Raw genomic sequence first — 22,412 nt, forward strand, 5'->3', positions numbered from 1 at the left:
GCAAGCGAGCACCCCGCAACGCCCCGGTAAATGCCGCGGAAGAGACTAGTACTCCTCCAGATCGGCGGGGTTCACGCGGCCGCGGAAGGTGCGGTAGATGACCACGTGGTACACGAGAACGAGCGGAAGCCCGATGCACAGGATGATGGTCATCCAGGTGAGCGACAGCTCCGACGATGCGGCGTTGGCCAAGGTGATGGCCGGCCCCACGGAATCGGCCGTGGCGTTCACGAGCACGGGGAACATGGAACAGGCCAGAAGCGCCACGAGCGCGATCATGGACGCGGACTGAGCCAGAAACGCCTTCAGGTCGTCCCCGGACGTCTTGCCCACGACGAGCGAGGCCAGCAGCCCCACCACCACCAGCGCCGCGAACAGCCACCGCAGGATGCCCAAGTTCGGATCCATCTCGGGCCCGACAAGAACGAGGGCGTACACGGACACCACGGCGAACAGAACAAGCGCGATCACTTGCAGGGGCAGGCGCAGCCGTGCGGCGCGGGCCTGAAGGCAAGAGGGCAGCGGCGCCTTCAGCGCGGCCCAGCAGGCGCCGGCGGCCAAAAACATCGCCAGGCCCAAAAGCCCCGTCAGCAGCGTGAAAGGCGTGATGAGGCCGATCAGAGGCACGCCGGCGTAATCGCCCGCGGCGTCCATGGGGATGCCGGCGAAGATGTTGCCCACCGCCACGCCGAGCAGCAGCGCCGGAAGCAGCGAGCCCACAAAGAAGCACGCGTCCCAGAGCTTTCCCCAGGACGGATCGCCAGCACGGAACTCGAAGGACACGGCGCGCACGATAAGGCCGAACAGCACCAGCATGACGGCCAGGTAGAACCCGGAGAACGTCGTGGCATAGGCGTCCGGGAAGGCGGCGAACAGCGCACCTCCCGCCGTGAGCAGCCACACCTCGTTGCCGTCCCACACAGGACCGATGGCCCGGCGCAGCACCGCGCGCTCCTCGTCGTTTTTCGCGATGAAGGGCGACAGCACGCCGATGCCCAGATCGAACCCGTCAAGCACGAAATAGCCCGCGATGAGCACGAAGATGAGGAAGAACCACAGCACGCTTAAGAACTCCATCATGGCTACTCACCTTCCTTCCCGCTATCGCCCGCGGCGGCGACGGCCTCCGCAACGACGACATCGCCCTCGGCGTCGGCAGCGACCACGACGACTGCGGCCGCATCGGCGGCAGCAGCGCCCTCGGCAACCGGCCCTTCCTTGATGAAGCGGCCGATGACCCGCGCCCACCCGATGAGCAGCACCAGATACACGAGCACGAACAGGCCCAGCGTCAGCCACAGCTCCGGCGCCGACACCGACATGGAGATGCCGTCGGCCGTCAGCAGCGACACGCCGTCGGGGCCGGTGACCGACGGGTACACCACCCAGGGCTGGCGCCCCACCTCGGCGGTGATCCAGCCCGTCTGAATGGCGATGAACGGCCAGATGGGCGAAAGCACCGCCGCCCACTGCAACCAGCGCATCTTCGCGATGCGGCCGCCCTTGAAGGTGAACACGAGCACGAGAATGCTCGTCAGCATGATGAGCCCGTACATGGCCACCATGAGGTGGTAGCTCTGGAACACGAGCCCCACGGGCATGTCCTCCACCACCATGTCGCCGTACTCCTCGGTTTGGGCGAGCTCGTTTAAGCCCGGATACTCCGTCTCGAAGTTGCCCGTGGCCAGAAAGCTCGTGCCGCCGGGAATGGCGAAGGGAGCGATGACCTCCTGGTTGTCCTCATCCACAATGCCCACGGCGTACAGCGGGGGCACCTCGGAATCGTACATGCCCTCCATCATGGCGAGCTTGGTGGGCTGCTCGTTCCACACCACCACGGCGGAGGAATGGGCGAACACGATCATGGCGCAGGAGGTCACGATGCCCACCACGGCGGCGATGCGCATGGTCTTCATGGCGAACTCGGCGTTGCGGCCCTTAAGCATATACCAGCCGGCCACGGCCATGGCCACGAACGCGCCCATGATGAGCAGCGCGTCCACGGTGTGGGTATAGCGGGCGAAGATGGACGGGTTGAAGGCCGCCGAGAAGAAGTCGGTGATGACGGCCTCGGTGCCGTCGGCGTTGAGCTCCGCGCCGGCCGGCGTCTGCATCCAGGAGTTCGCGATGAGGATCCACAGCGCCGACAGGCACGACCCGGCCCACACGAGCCACGAGGACACCATGTAGAACTTCGGGCTCACCCTCTCGCGCCCGAACAGGAGCACGCCCAGAAAGACCGACTCCAGGAAAAAGGCGAACAGCGCCTCGGCGGCCAAAGGAGCTCCGAAGATATCGCCCACGAACCGCGAGTAGTTCGCCCAATTGGTGCCGAAGGAGAACTCCATGGTGATGCCCGTGGCCACTCCGATGGCGAAAGTCGCGGTGAACACCTTCACCCAGAATTTCGTCGCCGCAGCGTCCTCGGGTTTGCGCGAGCGGTAATAGCGGGTCTCGTTGATGGCCAGAATGAGCCCGAGTCCGATGGACAGCGGCACGAACAGGAAGTGGTACGCCACCGTCAGCGCGAATTGAATGCGCGAGAGCACCGCCACATCAGCGAAAGCCTCCATTGCACACCCCCTTTCTCTGCGCGCCCGCGGCCGAGATGCGGCCGCCCCTGGGCGCAATCGAATACGTTCCCATCCCTAAGCGGAACGGTCAGGTTCCATAGTACTCCTTCTTTGAGGAAGGCAGCGTGTCAACCTGGTGTCACTTCCTGCTCGTTTCGCCGCCTCGCCCGCCTCACCCCTAGGCGAAAGACAACTCGCCTTCCAACAGCTGCCGGTAGAGCGCGGCCAGCGCCGGCGAGGGATCGAGTCCCAGCGTTCGCGACAAGCGGTCGCGGCAGGCGAAGAACGTCTGTACGGCGGCCGAGCGCTGATCGGTGGCCATCTGCGCGCGCATGAGAGCCGCCGCCGCGTCCTCGCGCCCCGCATCGCGCTGAAAGGCCTCCCGAGCGAGCCACAGCGCCCCCTGGAGCTCCCCCCGGACAAGAAGACGCCGCGAAGCCGCCACCAGGCCGTCCACGAACTCCGCGTCGAGGCGATCGCGGAAGACGACGATGGCCTCGCACTTGCGCTCGGTGGGCAGAAGCACGCTGCCGAAGGAGCCTTGGATCGTGGCTATGGCCCTCTCCCAGGCCATATCGTCGGCAGGGCCGAACAGCAGGCAGCGAATCAGCTCCTCGAACTCGTCTAGGTCGCTCTCGAACAAATCGGGATCGAGCCGGCAGCCATAGCGGCTGCGGATGAGGTAGGGGCACGACCCCTGCTGGGAAAGGAGGGATCGCAGATCTCCCCACACGCGGTAGAAGCTCTTCGCCCCCGTGCGCTTGTCGGCGGCGGGCCACAACATGGAGACGATCTGGTCGCGTCCCAGCTCGCGCCCGCGGTGCAGGGCGAGCAGCGCCAGCAGAAGACGGGTCTTCGGGCGGCCCTCGAACTGATAGGTGATGTCGCGCCGCCCCAAAGCGACTTCCATGGTGCCGAACAACTTCAGGCGCAGCGGCTCCACGGACACCTCGGGCGCGACGGCCATCGCCGTCCGGGGCGCGCTGGGCACCGGCAAACTGCGCCCGCGCTCGGGATCCTCGACGACAGGAGCTCCAGAAGACTTCTCGCGACGCGATCGGGCCGCCCCCTTCTCGACATGGGCCGCAAATAATGCGGCGGCCACAGGAGCGGACAGCCGCGGCAGGCCGAGGCCCTCGAGCACCTCCCCCGCCCGCTCCAGGGCGGCGGCCGCCCGGTAGGCTCCGAAGCCGAGGCTCCAGCCGCGCTCCACCAGCGCGTCCAGGGCGCGATGGCTGCAAGCGACGAGCCGCACCAGCTCGGGTCGGCCGGCAATGGCCGTATCGGCGCCGGCGCCCAGCGCCCCGGTCGCCTCCAGGCCCTCCAGCGCCGCCGCGGCGCCGAGCAGCCGGCGCTCCACGTCGATGCGCGAGCCGCTTCCCCAGTCCAGCGCTTCGCCGACCCGGGACGCCCAGACCGCCAGAACGTCGTCGCCGCGGCCCAGCGCCAGTACTCCATGCGCCACCACGACCAGCTCGGCCAGACCGTCCTCGCGCTCGACTCCCCCGGCGCCATCCAGTTCAGCCAGACAGGAGGCGACCGTCTCCTCCATGGCCCGGCGCGTAGCCGCGTTGCCCACCTCCCAGGCCGCCAATGCCGCGGAGAGGACCGTTCGCGGCGTGCTCCTCTCCGAGACAAGGCTGCGCTGGGCGAACTGAACGGCCCGCGCGCGATCGCCCCGCTGCGCCCAGGCCCAGGCGATCATGGCGTTGATGTCCGCACGGGCTGCCATTTGGGTGCGGGTCGCCGAGTCGTAGAGCTCGCACACCTCGACGGCCGCGCCGCCCCACAGGGCCGCCCAGCCGTTCGCCGCCAGCCACCGGCCGTGGGCCCGCCGGCGCGCCAGCAGCGTCATCGCGCTCACGGCGCGCCCGCATTCCCCACGCTCCATCAAGCGCTCCGCCAAAACTTCCATCGCCTCCTCCCTACCGGCGAACCCGCAGGTCTCGGCGAGCGCCTGAAGACGCGCCCGCCCGTGATCCCTCACCTCCCCAAGGGACACGGAAAGCGCGGCGAAGCTCTCTTCGCCAGCGGAAATGCCCACAAGAGGGCAACGCGCGGCGAGAGCATCCCAGGCCTTCTCGGCCCGGCGCGCCCCGAGCAGCGCGCGCACGTCGTCTATCGTGCCCCTTCCGAGCACCGTCATGGCCCACAGGGCAAGCTCCTCTTCCGGAGTGCATCCCGCCCGGCTCGCGCCGAGTACCAGCTGGATCGGCGTCGCAGACCCCCATCGCAGGGCGGCAATGCGCTCGGCCAACCCTAAGGGGCGCCGATCCGTCACCCCTTCGGGCTCCTCCTCCAAATCCTCCCGCGCTACCAGCATCTCCGCGGCCCCGATGACGACGCGCCTGCCGAACAGCTCCATCGGCGCATCGGCCCGCGTTGTCGTGGCGATCACCTCGCAGTTCGCATCCGCCAAGCGCTCCACAACCTCCGCAAAGGCCTCGGCGCGATCATCGGTAAGGAGCGGAAGATCGGTCACCACCATCAGCGCGGCGTGCTCGTCGGCTTCAAGCACCGCCTCGGCCAGCACCCCCGCATCCAAATCCCGCAAAAAGCAGGGCGACGAGCCGCGCAGCCAGAATACGTGCTCGAACTGGAACATCACAGATGCGTACTCAAATGCGAGCGTCGCCTTCCCGAACCCGGGCGGCGCAACGATAAGACGCAGGGCACCGCGATCCTCGAGGAGCCGCGACAGAAGGCGCGGTCGGCTCCTCAGACGGTCGGGAACCACTCCGTGGGGGCGCCTCCCCTCGCAAGCGCTCTGCTGGATGAAACGGGTCATGGGCATCTCCTTCTTCTTTCGGCCCTCGCTAACAACAGGTCGCACCGTACGAGGCCCCGACTGTCCGGGCAACCAGCAAGGAACATAAGGCCGCCGATCCCCTTCCATTGCCGCCCGGACAAATCGCCCGCAACATACAGGCAGCCTCGCAAAAGGCACCCGCAAGCACAAGGAACGCGCGAGGAAGGCCCGCGGCAGGCGTCTCCAGTCATCTGCGGAAAAGCTCCAGCGCCATTCGCGCTCCATGCAAGCGACAAGCAGTCGAACGGCACCCGCGCGACGGGCTCTCGCCGTCCTCTCGCGCCACCGGCAGAAAGCCGCCAGCGCCCGTTGCCGCCCCAGGAGGGACGGCGCCGACAAGAAACAGGGACGCCGCCACGGTTTCTCCACGGTTCGCGCGAGAGCATTCCCGCGAAACCGTGGGGGTCGGCGCGGGCGTCAGGCGAGAGCACTTCCGCGAAACCGCGGCGGTCGGCGCGGGCACAAGAAAAGACCCCTCCGCCGTTGCGGAGGGGTCTCTCTTCTCGGAATGCGCGCCTCGCGCCCCTTGCCTTTCTGCGCGCTGCCGCGCCGGCCCAATCGCCCGTCGGACGCCCTCGGAGCTTTAAGCCTCGTCGCCCTGGGCCGCCTCGCGGCCGAGCAGCTTGGCGATGCGATCGGAGTACTGCAGGTTCTCAAGTCCCGCCTCAGCGGCCAGGTCGATCACCGGCGCGTCGTTCCACAGCGCCTCCAGGCGGTAGTACTCGCGGGTCTCGGGCATAAACACGTGCACGACGATGTTGCCGTAATCCAGAAGCGACCAGCTTCCGTCGGCGGACATCTCGCGGTGGGTGGGCTTGATGGACGCCTCCTCGCGCAGCTTGTCCTCGATCTCGTCGATGATGGCGTCCACCTGGCGGGAATTGGCGGCGGTGGCGATAACGAAGTAGTCGGTCACGCCGATGAGATCGCGCACTTCCTGCACCATGATGTCGGTGGCCTTCTTCTCGTCGGCGGCCTTGGCGGCGATGAGCGCGCACTCGCGCGAGAAGGCGGCCTGCCGCTCTACAGCATCGGTCATAGCTATCCTCACTTTCGGGAACATCAGATTTTGCTTGCATACCTTAGCACAAGTCCCCCGGGAAGAGGCCCGGGAGGGGGCGCGCGGAGACCTCTGAGCGCCCCCTTCCGGAGCTCTTCCCTCCATTGCCTTTGTCGTGTTAAGGCCTACCGTAGGGAATGGGGTCGGGGTTGGCCTCGGCGCGGTAGACTTCCTGCTCGGGCATATAGAAGTTCCAAATTTCCGTGGTCTTGGAATAGATGGGGTGGCGGCGCTCCATGATGAGCTGAACCCAATAGGCGTACACCTCTAAGAACAGCTCGCGCAGCTCGATCTCGCCTATCTTCTCGCGCAGCTTTTCCACGACCTTGCCCTTGCGCCCCGGCTCCAGCGCATCGGCGATATAGACGATCATGTCCAAGTCGCTCATGCCCGCATCGCCCAGCGTATGGCGCTCGACGGCGGTGAGCACCTCGGGCGGCAGCTCCGGGAAGGCGCGCCCCAAGGCCACGGCGGCGGTGAGGCCATGCAGGACGCGGGGCATGGCGACAAGCTCGGCGTCCAGTTCCATCCCCAGCTCGTCGGCCCGCGCGAGAATGCCCGGGTCGTCATAGCCCTTGTCCCAGTCATGCAGAAGGCCGGCCACCCGGGCCGCCGTCTCGTCGGCGCCGTAGACGCGAGCCAGCTTTTCGGCCGTCTCGGACACGCCGAGGCTGTGCTTGAAGCGACGCGGGCCCACCCGCTTCTCCAGCTCGTCACGGCGCGCCTCGTAGAATGCATCGCTACGCCACCCGTCCACCATCGGTCTCCCTTCGGTACAACGACTCCTCTTCAATGATCTTTCGCACGGCCTCAGGCACCAGATAGCGGATGGTGCGCCCCGCGTACACGCGCCGCCGCAGCGCACTCGAGGAAATGTCGAGGCCCGGCACGGCGAAGGGACGCACATCGAATCCGTGCTCGCGCAGATCGCGCAAGGCCTGCTCCCCCAGTTCAAAACCGGGCCGTGTGGCCGCCGCGAACGCCGCGAGGTGTGCCAGTTCGGCGCTCTTTCGCCATCGGGGCAGCGTGAGGGCCGCGTCGGCGCCGACGATGAAGACGAGCTCCACCCCCGACAGCTCCTCGCGCAGCTCGCGCAACGTATCCACGGCGTAGGTGACGCCGGGGCGCTCTACCTCCAGGGCGCTCACGGCGAAGGCGCGGTTTCCGGCCACGGCGGCGGCCACCATGGCCAGCCGCACCTCGCCGGCGGTCACAAGACGATCCTGCTTGAAGGCGGGACGGCCCGTGGGCACGAACAGCACCGCATCGAGGTTCGCAGCCTCGAGGGCCTCCTCGGCACAGGCGAGATGCCCCAGGTGAGGGGGGTCGAAGGTGCCCCCCATGATACCCAGCCGCGCGAGCGCGCCCGCCCGTGCCCGCTGCGCCAGCGCGTCCACGGCGCCGTCCATCGCCCTTAGGCCCTCACCTGGCCCGCGCCGCGCAACACGTACTTGTAAGAGGTGAGCGCGTCGGCGGCAAAGGGCCCGCGGGCGTGGATCTTCTGGGTGGAGATGCCGATCTCGGCGCCGAGGCCGAACTGGCCGCCGTCGGTGAAGGCCGTGGAGGCGTTGGCGTACACCGCCGCCGCGTCCACCTGGGCGAGGAAGGCGTCCTGGGCCGCCTCGTCGGAGGCGACGATGGCCTCGGAGTGCTTCGTGCCGTAGCGGTTCACGTGGTCGATGGCCTCTTGCAACCCTTCCACGCACTTCACCGCCAGCTCGGGCCCCAGATACTCGGTCTCCCAGTCGGCCTCGCAGGCGAGCACGACGTCGGGTGCGTCGCCGGCCACGGAAAGCCCGGCCGCCTCGGCGATGGCGAGTACGCGCGTATCGCCGTGGACGAGCACGCCGGCCTCCTTCATGTCCGTGAGAATGGGCGGCAGCACCGCATCGGCCACCGCCGCATCCACCAGAAGGGTCTCGGCGGCGTTGCACACCCCGAATCGGCGGCACTTCGCGTTCTTGATGATATCGCGGGCCATATCGGGGTCGGCAGAGGCATGCACGTAGACGTGGCAATTGCCCGTGCCCGTCTCGATGACCGGTACGCGGGCATGCTCCACGCAATGGCGGATAAGCCCCGCGCCGCCGCGGGGGATGAGCACGTCCACCAGGCCGTGCAATCCCATGAGCACATCAGTGGCCGCCCGGTCGGTGGTGGTCACGGCGCAGATAGAGCCCTCCGGCAGCCCCGCTTCCACGGCAGCCGCGGCCAGCACGTCGGCGATGACCTCGTTGGAGCGGGCCGCAAGGCTGCCGCCCCGCAGGATGCACGCGTTGCCGGACTTCACGCAGACCCCGGCGGCGTCGGCGGTCACGTTGGGCCGGGCCTCGTAGACCATGGCCACCACGCCGAGGGGCACCGACACGCGCCGAAGCTCGATGCCGTTGTAGAGGGTCGATTCCAGCGACACGACGCCGAGCGGATCGGGCAGCGCCGCCACCTCCTCCAAAGCGTCGGCCATAGCAAAGACGCGAGACTCGTCCAGCATGAGCCGGTCCAGCAGCGCCTCGGTGGTGCCGGCCGCCCGGGCCGCCTCCATGTCCTCGCCGTTGGCCTCCACGATGGCCGGCGCCTGCGCCCGCAGGGCCGCCGCCATGGCGAGCAGCGCCCCGTTGCGCTCCTCGGTCGTCGCCTGAGCCAACTTCACGCTCGCCGCTTTTGCGAATTTCGCCAGCTCGCGCACTTCCTCTTCCAAAGTCATGGGCCTCTCCTATTCGAATAGAACCAGTTCGTCGCGATGGATGACGGGGCGGTCGGCCAGCACGGCCAGGATGGCGTTGCTCGCCACCTCCTCGCGGCTGCGCCCGCAGGCCAGCTTCAGAAGGTCGCTCGCCGCCGCGGCACGGCCCCGCGCGAACACGTGCCCCGTCTCGTCGGCCACGTCCACGATGTCATCCAACCCGAAGTCGCCCTCCACGGCGCGAATGCCCACGGAAAGGAGCGACTTGCCGCGCATCACCAGAGCATCGCGGGCCCCCTCGTCCACGACGACGGTGCCGTGCACGGAGTCCCCGAGCGCGATCCACAGCTTCTTGGCCGTGATCTCGTGGGGGCGATCCGGCGCCGTGAACAGCGTGCCGACTGCCTCTCCGGCAGCGGCCTGAACGATGCAGTCCGCGCGCCTCCCCTGGCAGATGACCATGGGAATGCCTGCGGCCATGAGCACCCGGGCCGCCTTGATCTTCGTGATCATGCCGCCGCTTCCCACGCCGGACACCGCGCCCCCGGCCGCAGCCAGAATGTCGCGGCCGACGCGATCCACGACGGGAATGAGCGTGGCCGCCGGATCGATCTGCGGGTTCGCCGTGTACAGCCCGTCGATATCCGAGAGGATCACCATGAGGTCGGCGTCGATGAGGCAGGCCACGAGCGCCGCCAAGGTATCGTTGTCGCCGAAGCGGATCTGCTCGACGGACACCGTGTCGTTCTCGTTCACGATGGGCACCACGGACAGCTCCAGAAGCCGGTCAAGCGTATCCCGCGCGTGCAGGTAGGCCGAGCGGTCCGCCGTGTCGCGCCGGGTGAGCAGCACCACGCTCGTCAGCATGTCCTGCGCCCCGAAGGCCTCGGCATAGGCCGTGGAAAGGGCGCTCTGCCCCACGGAGGCCGCCGCCTGCAGGCTCGGCATGTCCGTCGGGCGCTTGGCGATGCCCAGTGCCTCCAGGCCGCAGGCAATGGCCGCCGACGTGACGATGACCACGTCCCATCCGGCCGCGCGAACCCGCGCCACCTGATCGGCCAGATCGTTCAGAAACCCGTAGTCGATGGAACTCTCGGAGGTGGTGAGGGTGGCCGAGCCGATCTTCACCACCAGGCGCTTGCGCCTGTGCGTCGCGTCACTCATCAGATATCCAGCTCCTGGTAGACGTCCACAGCACCGGCCGTGGGAGATTCGAAAGCAAACGAGAAGCCGAGGATGCGCACCTCGTCCCCGTCGCGGGCGCCGGCCTTCTCGAGGGCCGTATCGACCCCCATGCGCTTGAAGCGGTGCTGGAAGAAGGCCACGGCCTCCTCGTTCTCCCAGTCGGTCTGCACCACCATGCGCTCCACCTGCACGCCGGAAACGCGCCAGGCGCCGGGGCCCTCGGAGATGATGTCGAAGCGCTTCTCGCGGGCCTCGCGGCGCAACTCCCACACGTGGTCGTACTGCATGTCGGAGGCCGCCTGCTCGCGGGCCGCCTCGCGCAGGGCGTGCACCTTGGTGGCGATGGCGGCCTTCAGCGAGTCCACGCCGGCGCCCGTCAGCGCGCTTATGCGGTAGAGCTTCGGATCGATGGGGCTTTCCACGAACTCGTTGCCCCCGGCCGCGGCAATGGAGTCCTCGCGCACCCGGGCGGCCAGCGCCTCGCAGGCCTCCTCGGTGCCGGGCACGTCGATCTTGTTGGCCACGACGATGCGGGGCCGCGCCGCCAGCTCGTCGGCGTACAGGGCCAACTCGTTCTTGATGATCTCGTAGTCCTCCAAAGGATCGCGGCCCTCCCAGTCGCCGGTCAAATCGACGACCTGCACGATGAGGGCCGTGCGCTCGATATGGCGCAGGAACTCGTGTCCCAGCCCGCGGCCCTCGGAGGCCCCTTCGATGAGCCCCGGGATATCGGCCACGACGAAGGAGAGGTCGCCCGAGGTGGCCACGCCGAGGTTGGGAACGAGCGTGGTGAACGGGTAGTCGGCGATCTTCGGCCGCGCGGCGCTCATCTTCGCGATGAGCGAGCTTTTGCCCGCCGACGGCATGCCCACCAAGGCCGCATCGGCCATGAGCTTCATTTCCAGCTCGATCCAGCGCTCCTCGGCCGGCTCGCCCAGCTCGGCGAAGGCCGGGGCGCGACGCGTGGAGGTGACGAAGTGGATGTTGCCGCGGCCGCCCATGCCGCCGCGCGCCACGGTGACCGACTCGCCGTCGTGGGTCAGATCGGCGATCATCTCGCCCACTTCCCCCCCTTCCTCGAAATACTCGCGCACGACGGTGCCCACGGGCACCTTCAGCACGAGATCCTCGCCGGTAGCGCCGTGCATGCGGCTGCCGCGGCCATGGGTACCGCGCTCGGCCTTGAAGTGGTGCTTGAAGCGGTACTCGATGAGCGAGGAGACCGAGGCGTCGGCCACAACGATGACGTTGCCGCCGTGACCGCCGTCGCCGCCGTCGGGGCCGCCCTTGGGCACGTGGGCCTCGCGCCGGAACGACATGCACCCGGCGCCGCCGTTGCCGCCCTTCACATTGATGCGAACCTTATCGATGAACATAGGAGCCTTTCCTTACTAGTCAGTGTGCAGATTATCGCACACTCTGCCCAGAATTCCTCTCGGGCGGTGGCGGGAGGAGGCGCTCGCCGCCCGCTGATCGCTTTATCCCCTTCCGAACGCGGCAAAAGAAATAGCGGGAGGAACGCACACAAGTCGGTACCATCCCCGCATCGTTGCTGCTGACATGGAAGCTATTTCTTAACGGCCGCGTTCTCCAGGGGGCGATCAGAGGTCGTCGAGCGCCTCCTCCCGCCACCGCTGCGCGCGCTTTCTTGCTGAATACAACAATGCCCCCTGAAACTTCAGAGGGCATTGGGTTACCGTTGATGTTACGCAGTCGTTGAGACTTAAAGCGTTTAGGCGGTCTGCTCGGCCGGGATGACGTGAATCTTACGCTTCTGGCCGCGCGTGAACTTCAGCGTGCCATCGCACAGGGCGAACAGGGTGTCGTCCTTGCCACGGCCCACGTTCTCACCGGGATGGAAGTGGGTGCCGCGCTGGCGGACGATGATGTTGCCGGTCTTCACAGCCTCGCCGGCGAACTTCTTCACGCCCAGTCGCTGCGCGTGAGAGTCGCGACCGTTACGGGTAGAGCCCAAGCCTTTCTTGTGTGCCATGAGAGATTCCTCCTTAACCCGTTACTCGGCCTTGGCCGTACCGACGGATTCGATCTTCACGCGGGTCAGGTTCTGACGATGACCGCGCAGCTTCTTGTAGTTCTTGCGCTTCTTGAACTTGAAGACCAGCGCCTTGTCGCCCTTGAACTGCTCGAGCACGGTGGCCACGACCTTGGTCTTGGCGGCCTTCTCGGGGTCGGCCTCCACCTTGTCGCCGTCTACCACGCAGATGGCCTCAAGTTCCACCTTGTCGCCAGGCTCGACGTTGAGCTTCTCGATGTTGATCTTGTCTCCGGGGGCGACTTTGTACTGCTTGCCGCCCGTTTTCACGATTGCGTACATGTAAGTTTCTCCTTGAATGTGACTAAACGCAAGGCGATATCTTACCCGACACCCCCGCGCGAGTCAATGATTTTCTCCCGCAAAAACCCGCCGTTCACCGAGCATCTACATATGCAGGAAACGACGGAGTTGCCTTGCGACCCTCGCCGAGCTTCTTTCCTCACCCAGCAGCCCATCGACCCATCGCGCGCAACTACCGAGCCGCGAGCTTTTCACTTGGAAAATGTGCTTTTTTGTTCAGGCCTCTGACCTGGGAAATCTGGAGTTATACCAGGTCAAACTAGGTGTTTCCCGAAAACATAAAAGCACATTTTCCAAATTTCGCGAGCCAAAATAGCACGTTTTCCAGATTTGGACCAAAATGGCACATTTTCCAAAACGAGGAAGAGCCAGGCGGAACACACGAGGAGGGCGCCCCGCGCAGGGGACGCCCTCCCGGAAGGATGACAGCCGGCAGGCTGTTATCGGTACATCCTAGGCTGCTCCAGGCAGAATGAGCATCGCAGCGGTGAGGATCACCATGCAGACGATGCCGAGGACCACGAACAGCTTCGCGCCGAACTTGAGCCAAGTCGAGTACTCGATCTTAGCGAGGGCCAAGCCGCCCATGATGGCGCCGGAGGTCGGCGTGAACAGGTTCACAAGGCCGTTGCCGGCGGAGTAGATCATGACCATGGTCTCGACCGAGAAGTTCAGCTGGCTGGCCAGACCGCCCATGATGGGCATGGACACGGTGGCCATGCCGGAGGAGGACGGGATCAGGAAGGACAGGACGATGTAGAGCAGGAAGGACAGCGGTGCGAAGATGATCGCCGACATGCCCGCGAGCGCGTTGGCCGCGTTGTTCAGGATCCACATGTCCAGACCGGTGGAGGCCATGAGCACGGTGATGGAGCGGGCCAGCGCGATGATGAGCACGACCGACATCATGTCGGCGGCGCCGTTGATGAACGCCTTCACGAAGCGGCTCTCGGACACGCCGCCGATGACGCCGATGATGAGCGCCATGAGAAGGAACCACGTGGAGGCCTCGTCGAAGTACCACTGGCCCAGAGGAATGCCGGTGAGGAAGCTCGACCAAGCCGGAGTGACCTCCTCCTCGGAGACCGAGGTGGCCTCGAAGGGAGCGGCAACCTCGGTGGTGGTGCCGTTGGCCTCGTCGTAGGCGGCAATGACCTCATCGCCCGCAACCGTCGTCGTCACTTCCTCGTAGGACTGGCCGGCCACAAAGCCGTCGAAGCCCAGGTCTTCCCAGGGAATGAACGACACGATCATGATGACGAAGGTGAGCGCGAACACGATGAGGGTGGCCTTCTGGCGACCGGTCATCTTCGGAGCCATCTCCTGACCGTCAGCAGCCTCGGCCTCGGAGTCGGTCATGCCCCACTCGTTCATCATATCCTGCTGCTCCTGCAACGACAGGAAGGTGGAGCCCTTGTCGGCCTTCACCTTCTTGGCGTAGCGCATCACGAAGATGATGGAGATGATCGTCGTCGTGAGCCAGAGAATAGCGCCGAGCGCGATGATGATGCCCTGGTTGACGGCAATGCCGATACCGGAGAGCGCATCGACGGCCACGCCCACGGCGAACGGGTTCACAGTCGAGCCCAAAACGCCGCAGCCGGCGCCCAAAAGGACGACCGCCGCGCCGGTCAGGCTGTCGAAGCCGGCGGCCACCATGGTGGCGGCGAGCAGCAGGTAGAAGGGCACCGTTTCCTCGCACATGCCGTAGGTGGTGCCGCCGATGGAGAAGATGAACATCAAAATGGGGATGAGCACGAGCTCGTTGCCCTTGAGCTTGTGCACCAGCGCGGCGATGCCGGCGTCGAGCGCGCCGGTCTCGGTGACGATGCCGAGGAAGCCGCCGAGGATCATGACGAACAGGCACACGCCGATGGCGTCCTGGAAGCCGAAGACCGGCGCGGTGAGCACGCCGGAGAGCGTGGCGCCCTCGATGCCCTCGACGCCGCAGGCGGCCATGATAACGGTAATGACCGCAAGCGCCACCAGGATGATCAGCAAAATAGTGAACGAAGAGAGGCTCGCGCGCTTCTTCTTTTTAGTATCAGCCATGGGAGTTTCTCCTTAAGGGAGAGGCGGCCGATAAGGGAGATCGGCCGCCATTTGGACAGGAAGAGAGCCTAGATAGCCTCGCGCCAGGCCGGCATGGACATGCAGCGCGGGCCGCCACGGCCGCGGGAGAGCTCGGCCGACGGCATAACCAGGCAGTTGATGCCGTTCTTGTACAGCACGTCGTTGGTGACGTTGTTGCGCTGGTACACGACCACGGTGCCGGGGCGCACGCAGAGCGTGTTGGAGCCGTCGTTCCACTGCTCGCGCTCGGCCGCGATGCGGTCGCCGCCGCCGCAGGGGATGAGCTTCACGGGCTGGCCGACGTACTCGGTCAGGATGGACTCCAGATCCTCGTCGCGCTCGCGGATCTTGGTGCCGCCGTTGCCGTCCGGGGTGATCTCGAAGACGGTCAGCGGGCCCATGATGCCGGGATGGATGGTGAACTTGTCGTAGTCGATCTGGGTGAACACCGTGTCCAGATGCATGAAGGCGCGGGACACCGGGATGTTGAACGCCAGGATGGTGTCGATGGTGGACGTCTCGTCGCTGAACACGTTGTGGGCCAGCTGATCGATGGCGTCGGGCTCGGTGCGCTGGGAGATGCCGATGGCCAGCACGTGCTCGTTGATGTTCAGCACGTCGCCGCCCTCGATGTGGAAGGTGTTCTCGCGGCTGTAGTACTGCGGCACGTCCTTGAAATCCGGATGATAGTTGAAGATGTAGTCGCCGTAGATGGTCTCGCGGTTGCGCGTCTGGCTGTACATGCGGTTGATGCCCACGCCGTTGCCGATCATGTTGAACGGATCGCGGGTGAAGTACAGGTTCGGCATCGGGGCGCACACGAGCTTCGTGCGGTCGGACACCATGTCCACGAGCAGGTTGGTGTGCTGCTGCGGCAGCTCCTGCAGGTTGATGCCCGCCATGGTCTTCATGACCATGTCCTTGGTGCCGGCGTACTCGCTATTGATGTAATCCTTGATGATCTGGGTGTACAGGTCGGTGCGGATGCCCGCCTCGTAGATCCACTGGTCGAGGAACTTCTCGCGCAGGGCCGGGTCGGTGTCCAGGGCCTCGGCCATAAGGTCCTCCAGATAGACGACCTCCACGCCCTCCTCGCGCAGAATGCCCGCGAAGGCGTCGTGCTCGGCCTGAGCGACCTCCAAGAACGGGATGTCGTCGAACAGCAGCTCCTCCAGCGTGTTCGGGGTGAGGTTCAAAAGCTCGTTCCCCGGGCGATGAAGGATAACCTTCTTGAGGTTGCCGATCTCGCTCTTGACGTTTACTCCTTGCATGTGACTCTCCGATCTGGCGCGTCCGCGCCACTCGATTGCCGGCTGCCGCGGTTTCCCTCCACGGCCACGCGAGTCCCGAAGGAACTGGCTCGCGATTTCATGAATCCAATGTGCAGGAACTATGAAGTTTGCGAAAGGTCTAAACCAGTTGCAGCTCGGCCCCATCAGCCAAACGCTTTCCTACGGGTTTCTTCTACAACCAACCTAAACCGCAGGTCACTTACGCTTTTTAAAAACTCTGATTATTGACTTTTCGTCAGGTAATTAAGCGCTGTTACCGTTTCGTAAGCTTTCTGCTCAAGAGTTTTCGCCCGGGCGCGTCTCCACAACTCTCCTTCGAGCGACGCATTCGGGGAACGCAGAGCGCCATCCAGGCCCCCATCGCTCTCGACGGCTTCCCCCGGCCCTCGAAATTCCCCGCGAAGCGATATAATGAGCTTAAAAAGAGGGCCTGATGCAGGCTGGCTGGAACGAAGGGGTCTATGGGACTGGCAATTTTCTACGAGACACTCTTGGTTATTCTCGTCTCGGCACTGACGGCGGCGGTTTGCCTTTCCTCGTATCTGGTAACGAAGCGGAAGACGATGCTGTTCGCCTGCATCGCGTTCATGTTCTACTTCTTCGACGTGGCCTCCATCCTGCAGGACGACTATGCGGCGCGCGAGCTGGCCTCGGGGCTGACCCAGGAGTACTATTTCATCCGCTCGCTTTACACGATGGTCACTGGAGCCGGCTTTCTCGGCGCCTTCTGGTTCATGGTCTGCGAGTACATCGGCGAATGCCGTCGCAGCATCCGCATCACGCCCATCGTCGTTTATGCCGCCCTCTCGCTGATCCTGCTCGCCATCTCCGGCGAGAGCAAGGTGCTGAGGTTCTGCTATTACAGCTGCCGCGCCGCCTTCATGTTCTGGATCCTGGCCTATGGCGCCGTTCACTACCTGCGTACGAAAGACCAGGTCGAGCGGCAACGACTTGGGCGCTACAAGAACCATTGCATCGCTCTCGCCCTGCTCGGAATGGTCATGGTGGCCGAGGACGCGCTGTTCTTCCTCGTGCTTTCCACCGACACGCTCACAATAGGACCGTTCACGTTCTCGGCGGAGCGAAACTACGCCGAGAACGTACTCATGATGGTCTGTGCGGCCATGACCTGCTGGTTCGCCCTTCGTCAGCTGGATATTCACTCCAACAAGGCGCCCGTGGTGGACGACACCCTCCGCTATCGTCAGACAGCCGAGGATCTGCTCGTCTACGCCAAGCGCCACCAGCTGACGGCCCGCGAGCAGGAGGTGCTCGACTACATCCTGCGCGATCAGGACAACCAGAACATCGCCTCGGCGATGTCGCTCTCCCCGTCCACCGTGAAGGTGCACGTGCACAATATCCTGCAAAAGACGGGGCATACCAACCGCCAGGAGCTCATCCAGGATTTCTGGAAGACGGTGTAAGGGACTCCTCTGACTGGGAGGTCGGGAGGAGGTATCCCCAGCCCGCTGCGCGCTTTATCCCCCTGCGAACGCGGCAAAAGAAATAGCGGAAGGAACGCACATAGGCCGGTACCATCCCCGCATCGCTGCTGCTGAAGTGGAAGCTATTTCTTAACGGCCGCGTTCTCCAGGGGGCGCGCAGAGGTCTGGGGATACCTCCTCCCGACCTCCCGGCGCATGGCTTACTCGGCTGACTCGATCGACTCGCTAGTGCGCTTCGGCCCAGGTGGGGCCCCAGCTGACGTCGGCGATGAGGGGCACCTTCAGGCTGACGACGCCTTCCATGACCTCTTTCACCATGGCGGCCAGCCGCTCCACTTCCCCAGCCGGCACCGAGAAGTCCAGCTCGTCGTGCACCTGGATCATGAGCTGGGCCTCAAAGTCCTCGGCCAGAAGACGGCGCTGCACCTCGTTCATGGCCATCTTGATGATGTCGGCGGCGCTCCCCTGCATGGGATGGTTCATGGCCGTGCGCTCGCCGAAGGCCCGCTGCTGGCCGTTGGAGCTCTTCAGCTCGGGAATGTGGCGCTTGCGGCCGAGCATGGTCTCGGCGAAGCCGCGCTCGCGGGCCTCGGCGACGGTCTCGTCCAAGTAAGTGCGCACGCCGGGGTACGCCTCGAAGTAGCGGTCGATCATCTCGCGGGCCTCGGCCACGGGGATGTCCAGCGTCTGGGAGAGTCCGAAGGCCTGCTGGCCGTAGACGATGCCGAAGTTCACCGCCTTGGCGCGGCTGCGCAGCTCCGGTGTCACCGCCTCCACCGGCAGACCGAAGACGCGAGAGGCCGTGGAGGCGTGGAAATCCGCCCCGGAGTTGAACGCCGCTACCAAGTGCTCGTCGCCGGACAGATGCGCGAGCAGGCGCAGCTCGATCTGCGAGTAGTCCGCCGACAGGAACAGCTCGCCCGCCCGCAGCGGCACGAAGCAACTGCGGATCTGGCGGCCGAACTCGGTGCGCACGGGAATGTTCTGCAGGTTCGGGTCGGATGACGACAGGCGCCCGGTCGTGGTGACCGTCTCGTTGAACCGGGTGTGCACGCGACCGTCGGCGGCCCGCATACGGGGCAGGGCGTCGATGTAGGTGTTCTTGATCTTCGAGAACTCGCGGTAGCGCAGGATGAGGTCGGGCAACGGATGGATGGCCGACAGCTCCGTGAGCACCTTGGCGTCGGTGGAGTACCCGCGCTGGTTCTTCTTCACCGGGGGCAGCTCCAGCACCTCGAAGAGGATGTGGGCCAGCTGCTTGGGGGAACTCAAGTTGAAGGGCTCCCCGGCCAGCTCGTAAATCTGGGCCGTGAGACCGTCCACCTCGGCCTGGGCCTCGCGCCCCAGCGCCTCCAGGCGCTCCACGTCGATGGCGGCGCCCACGCGCTCCATGACGGCGAGCACCCCCACGAGCGGCAAGTCGATGTCGGCGTAAGCGTCCCAGCTGCCGTCCTTCTTCAGCGCCTCCTCCAAGAGCCCCTTCAGCAGTCGGGCCGCCGTAGCGCGGATGGCCGCCCGCTCGGCATCGGTTTCGGCCTCGGGCAGCGTGGAGGCGGCCAGGGCCTCCATGAGCGAGTCGTAGGTGTAGGCGGAAAGCGACGAGTTCAGCACGTAGCCCGCCACGGACAGGTCGAAGCCGTCGGCAGAGAGCACCTCCCCATCACTCACGAGAGCCGGCTCGGCGGTGTCGGCCGGGTACACCCGATGCAGCTCCGCCTTCACATCCAGGGCCACGAACGAGCCTTCCCGAACCACCTGGGCGAGCAGCGCCAGCGCGTCGTCTCCCACCGCGACGACCGTTGCCTCGTCGGTGGCGAACGCGCCGGTCGCCCCCTCGTCGAACAACGACACCTGCTCCGGATCGACGAAGGCGACGCCGATGGTCTCCCCCGCCTTCACGGCCCGAGCGACCTCGGCCGCGCCGGCGTCCCCCTCGAGCACCGGCGCCACTTCCAACTTCGCCTCGCGCGAGGGCGGCTCGGCATCGATCATGGCCAGCACCCGGGCCAAGGGGCTCGCCAGCTGGTACTTGCCGAACGCCTCCTCCACGTCCGCCGCGTCGAAGGCGGGAAAGCTCACCGCCTCCAAGTCGAGGGGGAAGTCCAGATCGGTCACGATGGTCGCGATCTCCCGGGACAGAAACGCCGTCTCGCGGTTGTTCTCGATGTTCTCCTTCTGCTTGCCCTTGAGCTCCCCCACGTGCTCGTAGATGCCCTCCATCGACCCGTAGGTCTGCAGAAGCTTCGTGGCGGTCTTGGGCCCGATGCCGGGCACGCCGGGGATGTTGTCGGAGCTGTCGCCCATAAGCCCCAGGTAGTCGATGAACTGGGCGGGCGTCACGCCGTAGCGCTCCTCCACCTCGGCCGGCCCGTTGATGGTCACGTCCGTGATGCCCTTCTTCGTGGTCACGATGCGCGTCAACTCGCTCGCCAGCTGGTAGGCGTCCTTGTCGCCGGTGACGAGCAAGGTCTCGTATCCCAGCGCCTCGTCGCGGGCGGCAATGGTGCCCAGAATGTCGTCGCCCTCCCAGCCGGGCACCTTCACCACGGGGATGGCCATGGACTCGAGCAGCTCCTGAATGACGGGGAACTGCACGTGCAGCTCCTCGTCCATGGGCGGCCGCTGCGCCTTGTACTGGGCCATGGCCTCGATGCGGTGCACCGGCTTGCCGGCGTCGAAGGCGCACACCACCGCGTCCGGCGAGGCCATCTCGATGAACTTGCAGAGCATGGTGAGGAAGCCGAAGACGGCGTTGGTGGGGGTGCCGTCCTTGGCGGTCATGGGCGTCTGCACCGCATGATAGGCACGATGCATGAGCGAGTTTCCGTCGATAACGGCAATCTTTTTTGACATTTCGAGCCTTTCGGGTCTTAGGCGTTCCACAAATAGCCGACGCCGCGCACCGTCTCCAGGCGCTGAGCGAGCTCCGGGCCGAGCTTGGCGCGCACCCGGCGCACGTGCACATCCACGGTGCGGCTGCCGCCGTAGTAGTCGAAGCCCCACACGCGGCGCAGCAGCGCGTCGCGAGAGTAGGTGCGGCCCGGATGGGTGACGAGGAAGGCGAGCAGGGCGTATTCCAAATAGGTGAGGTCCACCGGCTCGCCGCCGACCTTCACCTGGTAGGTGGCAAGGTTCACGGTCATGTTGTCCACGGTGATGTAGTCGGCCGAGCTGCCCTCGTTGCCGGGCCACAGCAGCTGTCGAATGCGGGTGGCGCACTCGGCGGCGCTCGCCCCGTGCACGACGAAGTCGGCCTTGCAGGACACCGGCAGACGGAACTGGGCCAGCTGGTCCTCGTTCACGATGACGAGCATGGCAGTGGCACCTTCCTCGGCAAGCGCCGCCTCCACCGAGGCCACCGTGCCCAGAGCGTCGCCCCGGGCCTCGTAGATGACCAGATCGTGGCTCGGGTGCGCCGCAAGCAGCTTCTTGAACTGCACCGACGAGCCCGCAGCCACGTCCACGTCCAGCTTCGAGAGCACCTGCTGGAACTTATGGGCATTGTCGAGGCTGTCGGCGATGAAGATAACCGTTTTGCGCTGCATGCTACAACACCGCCAAATTGCGCTCGAGCTCCCACGCGGTCACGATGCCCTGGTAGGCCTCCCATTCCTCGCGCTTGGTGCGCACGAGGTAATCGTGGATGTGCTCGCCCAAGGTCTCGCGCATCAGCTTGCTCTCCGCGAAGCGCTCCACGGCCTCGCCGAGGGATTCCGGCAGCGTCTCGATGCCCCGGGCGCGATGCTCGTAGCGGGTGCAGCCGATGGGCGCGGCCTCGTCGGCCGGGGGCATAAGCTCAAGCCCCTCTTCGATGCCCGCAAGCCCCGCGGCCAGCATGACGGCGAAGGCGAGATAGGGGTTCGCCGCCGGGTCGGGGCTGCGCAGCTCCACCCGGCAGGCCGACTCGCTGTTCGGGCGATAGCCCGGGATGCGCACCAAGGTCGAGCGGTTTCGCGCGCCCCAGCTGATGCAGGTGGGCGCCTCCCCTCCCGGCTGCAGGCGCTTGTAGGAGTTCACGTACTGGTTCGTGACCAGCGTGTACTCCGGCGCGTACTTCAGAAGGCCGGCGATGTAGCTCTTCGCCGTGGCCGACAGGTTGTACCCGGACGGATCGTCCGGGTCGAAGAACACGTTGTTGCCGGAGCGATCCATGAGACTCTGGTGCACGTGCATGCCGTTGCCGGGAGCATCCGCCATGGGCTTGGGCATGAACGAGGCGTACACCCCGTGCTTCATGGCGATTTCCTTCACCACCTGCTTGTAGGTCATAACGGCGTCGGCCATGGAGAGCGCGTCGGCGTAGCGCAAGTCGATCTCGTGCTGGGAAGGGCCCTTCTCGTGGTGGGAGTACTCCACGGGAATGCCCATCTTCTCCAAAGTGAGCACCGTGTCGCGGCGCAGATCGGAGGCGGAATCGAGCGACGTCAGGTCGAAGTAGCTGCCATGATCGAGCACGTCGGTGCCCTCGGCGTCCTTGAAGTAGAAGTACTCCAGCTCGGGCCCTACGATAAACGAGTAGCCGTCCTCGGCGGCGCGGCGCACCACCCGCTCCAGCACATGGCGCGAATCTCCCGCGTAGGGCTCCCCCTCCGGCGTGCGGATGTCGCAGATCATGCGGGCCACGGCGTTGGCTTGGGGACGCCAGGGCAAGATCTCGAAGGTGGAAGGGTCGGGAAAGGCCAGCATGTCCGACTCCTGCGCCGCCGAGAAGCCCTCGATGCAGCTGGCGTCGAAGCCCATGCCCTCCTCGAAGGCGCTCTCCAGCTCGCCGGGCACCACCGCGAAGGACTTCATGTTGCCCAAGACGTCGGTGAACCAGAAGCGAACGAAGTGAACATCCCTGCTCTCAACCGTTTTCAGGACGAAGTCCTGCTCCGGATTCGCAACCATATCTACTCCCATCGGTCGCGTTGCGTTCAACTCCCTAGCATTA

General features: G+C 65.6%; 17 protein-coding genes. 1 reads left to right on the forward strand and 16 read right to left on the reverse strand.

All coding sequences use genetic code 11. The annotated features are described in order from the left end of the window. Window positions 1-45 precede the first annotated feature (45 nt). The 13 genes from cydB to arcA form a co-directional block, all read right to left on the reverse strand. A complete protein-coding gene (cydB, locus tag AEQU_RS06595) occupies window positions 46-1,077 on the reverse strand; it encodes a cytochrome d ubiquinol oxidase subunit II (RefSeq protein ID WP_041715197.1) in 1,032 nt (343 codons plus the stop codon). Window positions 1,078-1,082: 5 nt separating this feature from the next. Continuing rightward, window positions 1,083-2,573 (reverse strand): cytochrome ubiquinol oxidase subunit I, encoded by a 1,491-nt coding sequence (locus tag AEQU_RS06600; RefSeq protein ID WP_022740152.1) that lies wholly within the window; start codon window positions 2,571-2,573, stop codon window positions 1,083-1,085. A 178-nt stretch (window positions 2,574-2,751) separates the two neighbouring features. After that, entirely contained in the window at window positions 2,752-5,361 is a 2,610-nt protein-coding gene (locus tag AEQU_RS06605; protein ID WP_022740153.1) for an AfsR/SARP family transcriptional regulator, read from the reverse strand. A gap of 604 nt (window positions 5,362-5,965) precedes the next feature. Further along, window positions 5,966-6,421 (reverse strand): ribosome silencing factor, encoded by a 456-nt coding sequence (rsfS, locus tag AEQU_RS06610; protein WP_041714572.1) that lies wholly within the window; start codon window positions 6,419-6,421, stop codon window positions 5,966-5,968. A 139-nt stretch (window positions 6,422-6,560) separates the two neighbouring features. Then, window positions 6,561-7,202, reverse strand: a complete 642-nt coding sequence (gene yqeK, locus AEQU_RS06615; protein WP_022740155.1) for a bis(5'-nucleosyl)-tetraphosphatase (symmetrical) YqeK — start codon at window positions 7,200-7,202, stop codon at window positions 6,561-6,563. Further along, complete coding sequence (gene nadD / locus AEQU_RS06620) at window positions 7,183-7,851, reverse strand: nicotinate-nucleotide adenylyltransferase (RefSeq protein WP_022740156.1); 669 nt, start codon at window positions 7,849-7,851, stop codon at window positions 7,183-7,185. Before nadD ends, yqeK begins: the two co-directional genes overlap by 20 nt. Before the next feature lie 5 nt (window positions 7,852-7,856). Then, window positions 7,857-9,146, reverse strand: a complete 1,290-nt coding sequence (locus AEQU_RS06625; protein WP_022740157.1) for a glutamate-5-semialdehyde dehydrogenase — start codon at window positions 9,144-9,146, stop codon at window positions 7,857-7,859. A gap of 9 nt (window positions 9,147-9,155) precedes the next feature. Beyond that, window positions 9,156-10,289: a glutamate 5-kinase gene (proB, locus tag AEQU_RS06630; protein ID WP_022740158.1), complete on the reverse strand. Its 1,134-nt coding sequence runs from the start codon at window positions 10,287-10,289 to the stop codon at window positions 9,156-9,158. After that, window positions 10,289-11,686 (reverse strand): GTPase ObgE, encoded by a 1,398-nt coding sequence (gene obgE, locus AEQU_RS06635; RefSeq protein ID WP_022740159.1) that lies wholly within the window; start codon window positions 11,684-11,686, stop codon window positions 10,289-10,291. The genes proB and obgE overlap by 1 nt, the downstream gene beginning before the upstream one ends. 356 nt (window positions 11,687-12,042) lie before the next feature. Further along, complete coding sequence (rpmA, locus tag AEQU_RS06640) at window positions 12,043-12,303, reverse strand: 50S ribosomal protein L27 (RefSeq protein WP_022740161.1); 261 nt, start codon at window positions 12,301-12,303, stop codon at window positions 12,043-12,045. 21 nt (window positions 12,304-12,324) lie between these two features. Continuing rightward, entirely contained in the window at window positions 12,325-12,645 is a 321-nt protein-coding gene (gene rplU / locus AEQU_RS06645; RefSeq protein ID WP_022740162.1) for a 50S ribosomal protein L21, read from the reverse strand. Window positions 12,646-13,119: 474 nt separating this feature from the next. Beyond that, window positions 13,120-14,718 carry a YfcC family protein gene (locus tag AEQU_RS06650; RefSeq protein WP_022740163.1) on the reverse strand — a complete coding sequence of 533 codons (1,599 nt, stop codon included), beginning with the start codon at window positions 14,716-14,718 and terminating at the stop codon, window positions 13,120-13,122. Between the two features lie 68 nt (window positions 14,719-14,786). Next, window positions 14,787-16,010 (reverse strand): arginine deiminase, encoded by a 1,224-nt coding sequence (gene arcA, locus AEQU_RS06655; RefSeq protein ID WP_022740164.1) that lies wholly within the window; start codon window positions 16,008-16,010, stop codon window positions 14,787-14,789. A gap of 482 nt (window positions 16,011-16,492) precedes the next feature. Between arcA and AEQU_RS06660 the strand changes: the two genes are divergently transcribed. Beyond that, the gene (locus AEQU_RS06660) at window positions 16,493-17,458 is read left to right on the forward strand and encodes a helix-turn-helix transcriptional regulator (protein ID WP_022740166.1); all 966 of its coding nucleotides are present in this window, start codon (window positions 16,493-16,495) and stop codon (window positions 17,456-17,458) included. A 246-nt stretch (window positions 17,459-17,704) separates the two neighbouring features. Here the strand turns inward: AEQU_RS06660 and polA are convergent, their stop codons facing one another. From polA to AEQU_RS06675, 3 genes are read right to left on the reverse strand one after another with little or no spacing between them, the layout of a single operon-like run. Beyond that, entirely contained in the window at window positions 17,705-20,332 is a 2,628-nt protein-coding gene (gene polA / locus AEQU_RS06665; protein ID WP_022740167.1) for a DNA polymerase I, read from the reverse strand. 17 nt (window positions 20,333-20,349) lie between these two features. Continuing rightward, window positions 20,350-21,024, reverse strand: coding sequence for a winged helix family transcriptional regulator (locus AEQU_RS06670; protein ID WP_022740168.1), 675 nt, complete (start codon window positions 21,022-21,024; stop codon window positions 20,350-20,352). A 1-nt stretch (window position 21,025) separates the two neighbouring features. Next, entirely contained in the window at window positions 21,026-22,369 is a 1,344-nt protein-coding gene (locus AEQU_RS06675) for a glutamine synthetase family protein (RefSeq protein WP_022740169.1), read from the reverse strand. Window positions 22,370-22,412 lie beyond the last annotated feature (43 nt).

Source organism: Adlercreutzia equolifaciens DSM 19450 (genome assembly GCF_000478885.1).
In the GTDB taxonomy this organism is placed as follows: Bacteria; Actinomycetota; Coriobacteriia; order Coriobacteriales; family Eggerthellaceae; genus Adlercreutzia; species Adlercreutzia equolifaciens.

Bases quoted from the DNA above. Each gene is read 5' to 3' on its own strand.
- cydB (WP_041715197.1), bottom strand. From the start codon at position 1,077: ATGGAGTTCTTAAGCGTGCTGTGGTTCTTCCTCATCTTCGTGCTCATC.
- AEQU_RS06600 (WP_022740152.1), bottom strand. From the start codon at position 2,573: ATGGAGGCTTTCGCTGATGTGGCGGTGCTCTCGCGCATTCAATTCGCG.
- AEQU_RS06605 (WP_022740153.1), bottom strand. From the start codon at position 5,361: ATGACCCGTTTCATCCAGCAGAGCGCTTGCGAGGGGAGGCGCCCCCAC.
- rsfS (WP_041714572.1), bottom strand. From the start codon at position 6,421: ATGACCGATGCTGTAGAGCGGCAGGCCGCCTTCTCGCGCGAGTGCGCG.
- yqeK (WP_022740155.1), bottom strand. From the start codon at position 7,202: ATGGTGGACGGGTGGCGTAGCGATGCATTCTACGAGGCGCGCCGTGAC.
- nadD (WP_022740156.1), bottom strand. From the start codon at position 7,851: ATGGACGGCGCCGTGGACGCGCTGGCGCAGCGGGCACGGGCGGGCGCG.
- AEQU_RS06625 (WP_022740157.1), bottom strand. From the start codon at position 9,146: ATGACTTTGGAAGAGGAAGTGCGCGAGCTGGCGAAATTCGCAAAAGCG.
- proB (WP_022740158.1), bottom strand. From the start codon at position 10,289: ATGAGTGACGCGACGCACAGGCGCAAGCGCCTGGTGGTGAAGATCGGC.
- obgE (WP_022740159.1), bottom strand. From the start codon at position 11,686: ATGTTCATCGATAAGGTTCGCATCAATGTGAAGGGCGGCAACGGCGGC.
- rpmA (WP_022740161.1), bottom strand. From the start codon at position 12,303: ATGGCACACAAGAAAGGCTTGGGCTCTACCCGTAACGGTCGCGACTCT.
- rplU (WP_022740162.1), bottom strand. From the start codon at position 12,645: ATGTACGCAATCGTGAAAACGGGCGGCAAGCAGTACAAAGTCGCCCCC.
- AEQU_RS06650 (WP_022740163.1), bottom strand. From the start codon at position 14,718: ATGGCTGATACTAAAAAGAAGAAGCGCGCGAGCCTCTCTTCGTTCACT.
- arcA (WP_022740164.1), bottom strand. From the start codon at position 16,010: ATGCAAGGAGTAAACGTCAAGAGCGAGATCGGCAACCTCAAGAAGGTT.
- AEQU_RS06660 (WP_022740166.1), top strand. From the start codon at position 16,493: ATGGGACTGGCAATTTTCTACGAGACACTCTTGGTTATTCTCGTCTCG.
- polA (WP_022740167.1), bottom strand. From the start codon at position 20,332: ATGTCAAAAAAGATTGCCGTTATCGACGGAAACTCGCTCATGCATCGT.
- AEQU_RS06670 (WP_022740168.1), bottom strand. From the start codon at position 21,024: ATGCAGCGCAAAACGGTTATCTTCATCGCCGACAGCCTCGACAATGCC.
- AEQU_RS06675 (WP_022740169.1), bottom strand. From the start codon at position 22,369: ATGGTTGCGAATCCGGAGCAGGACTTCGTCCTGAAAACGGTTGAGAGC.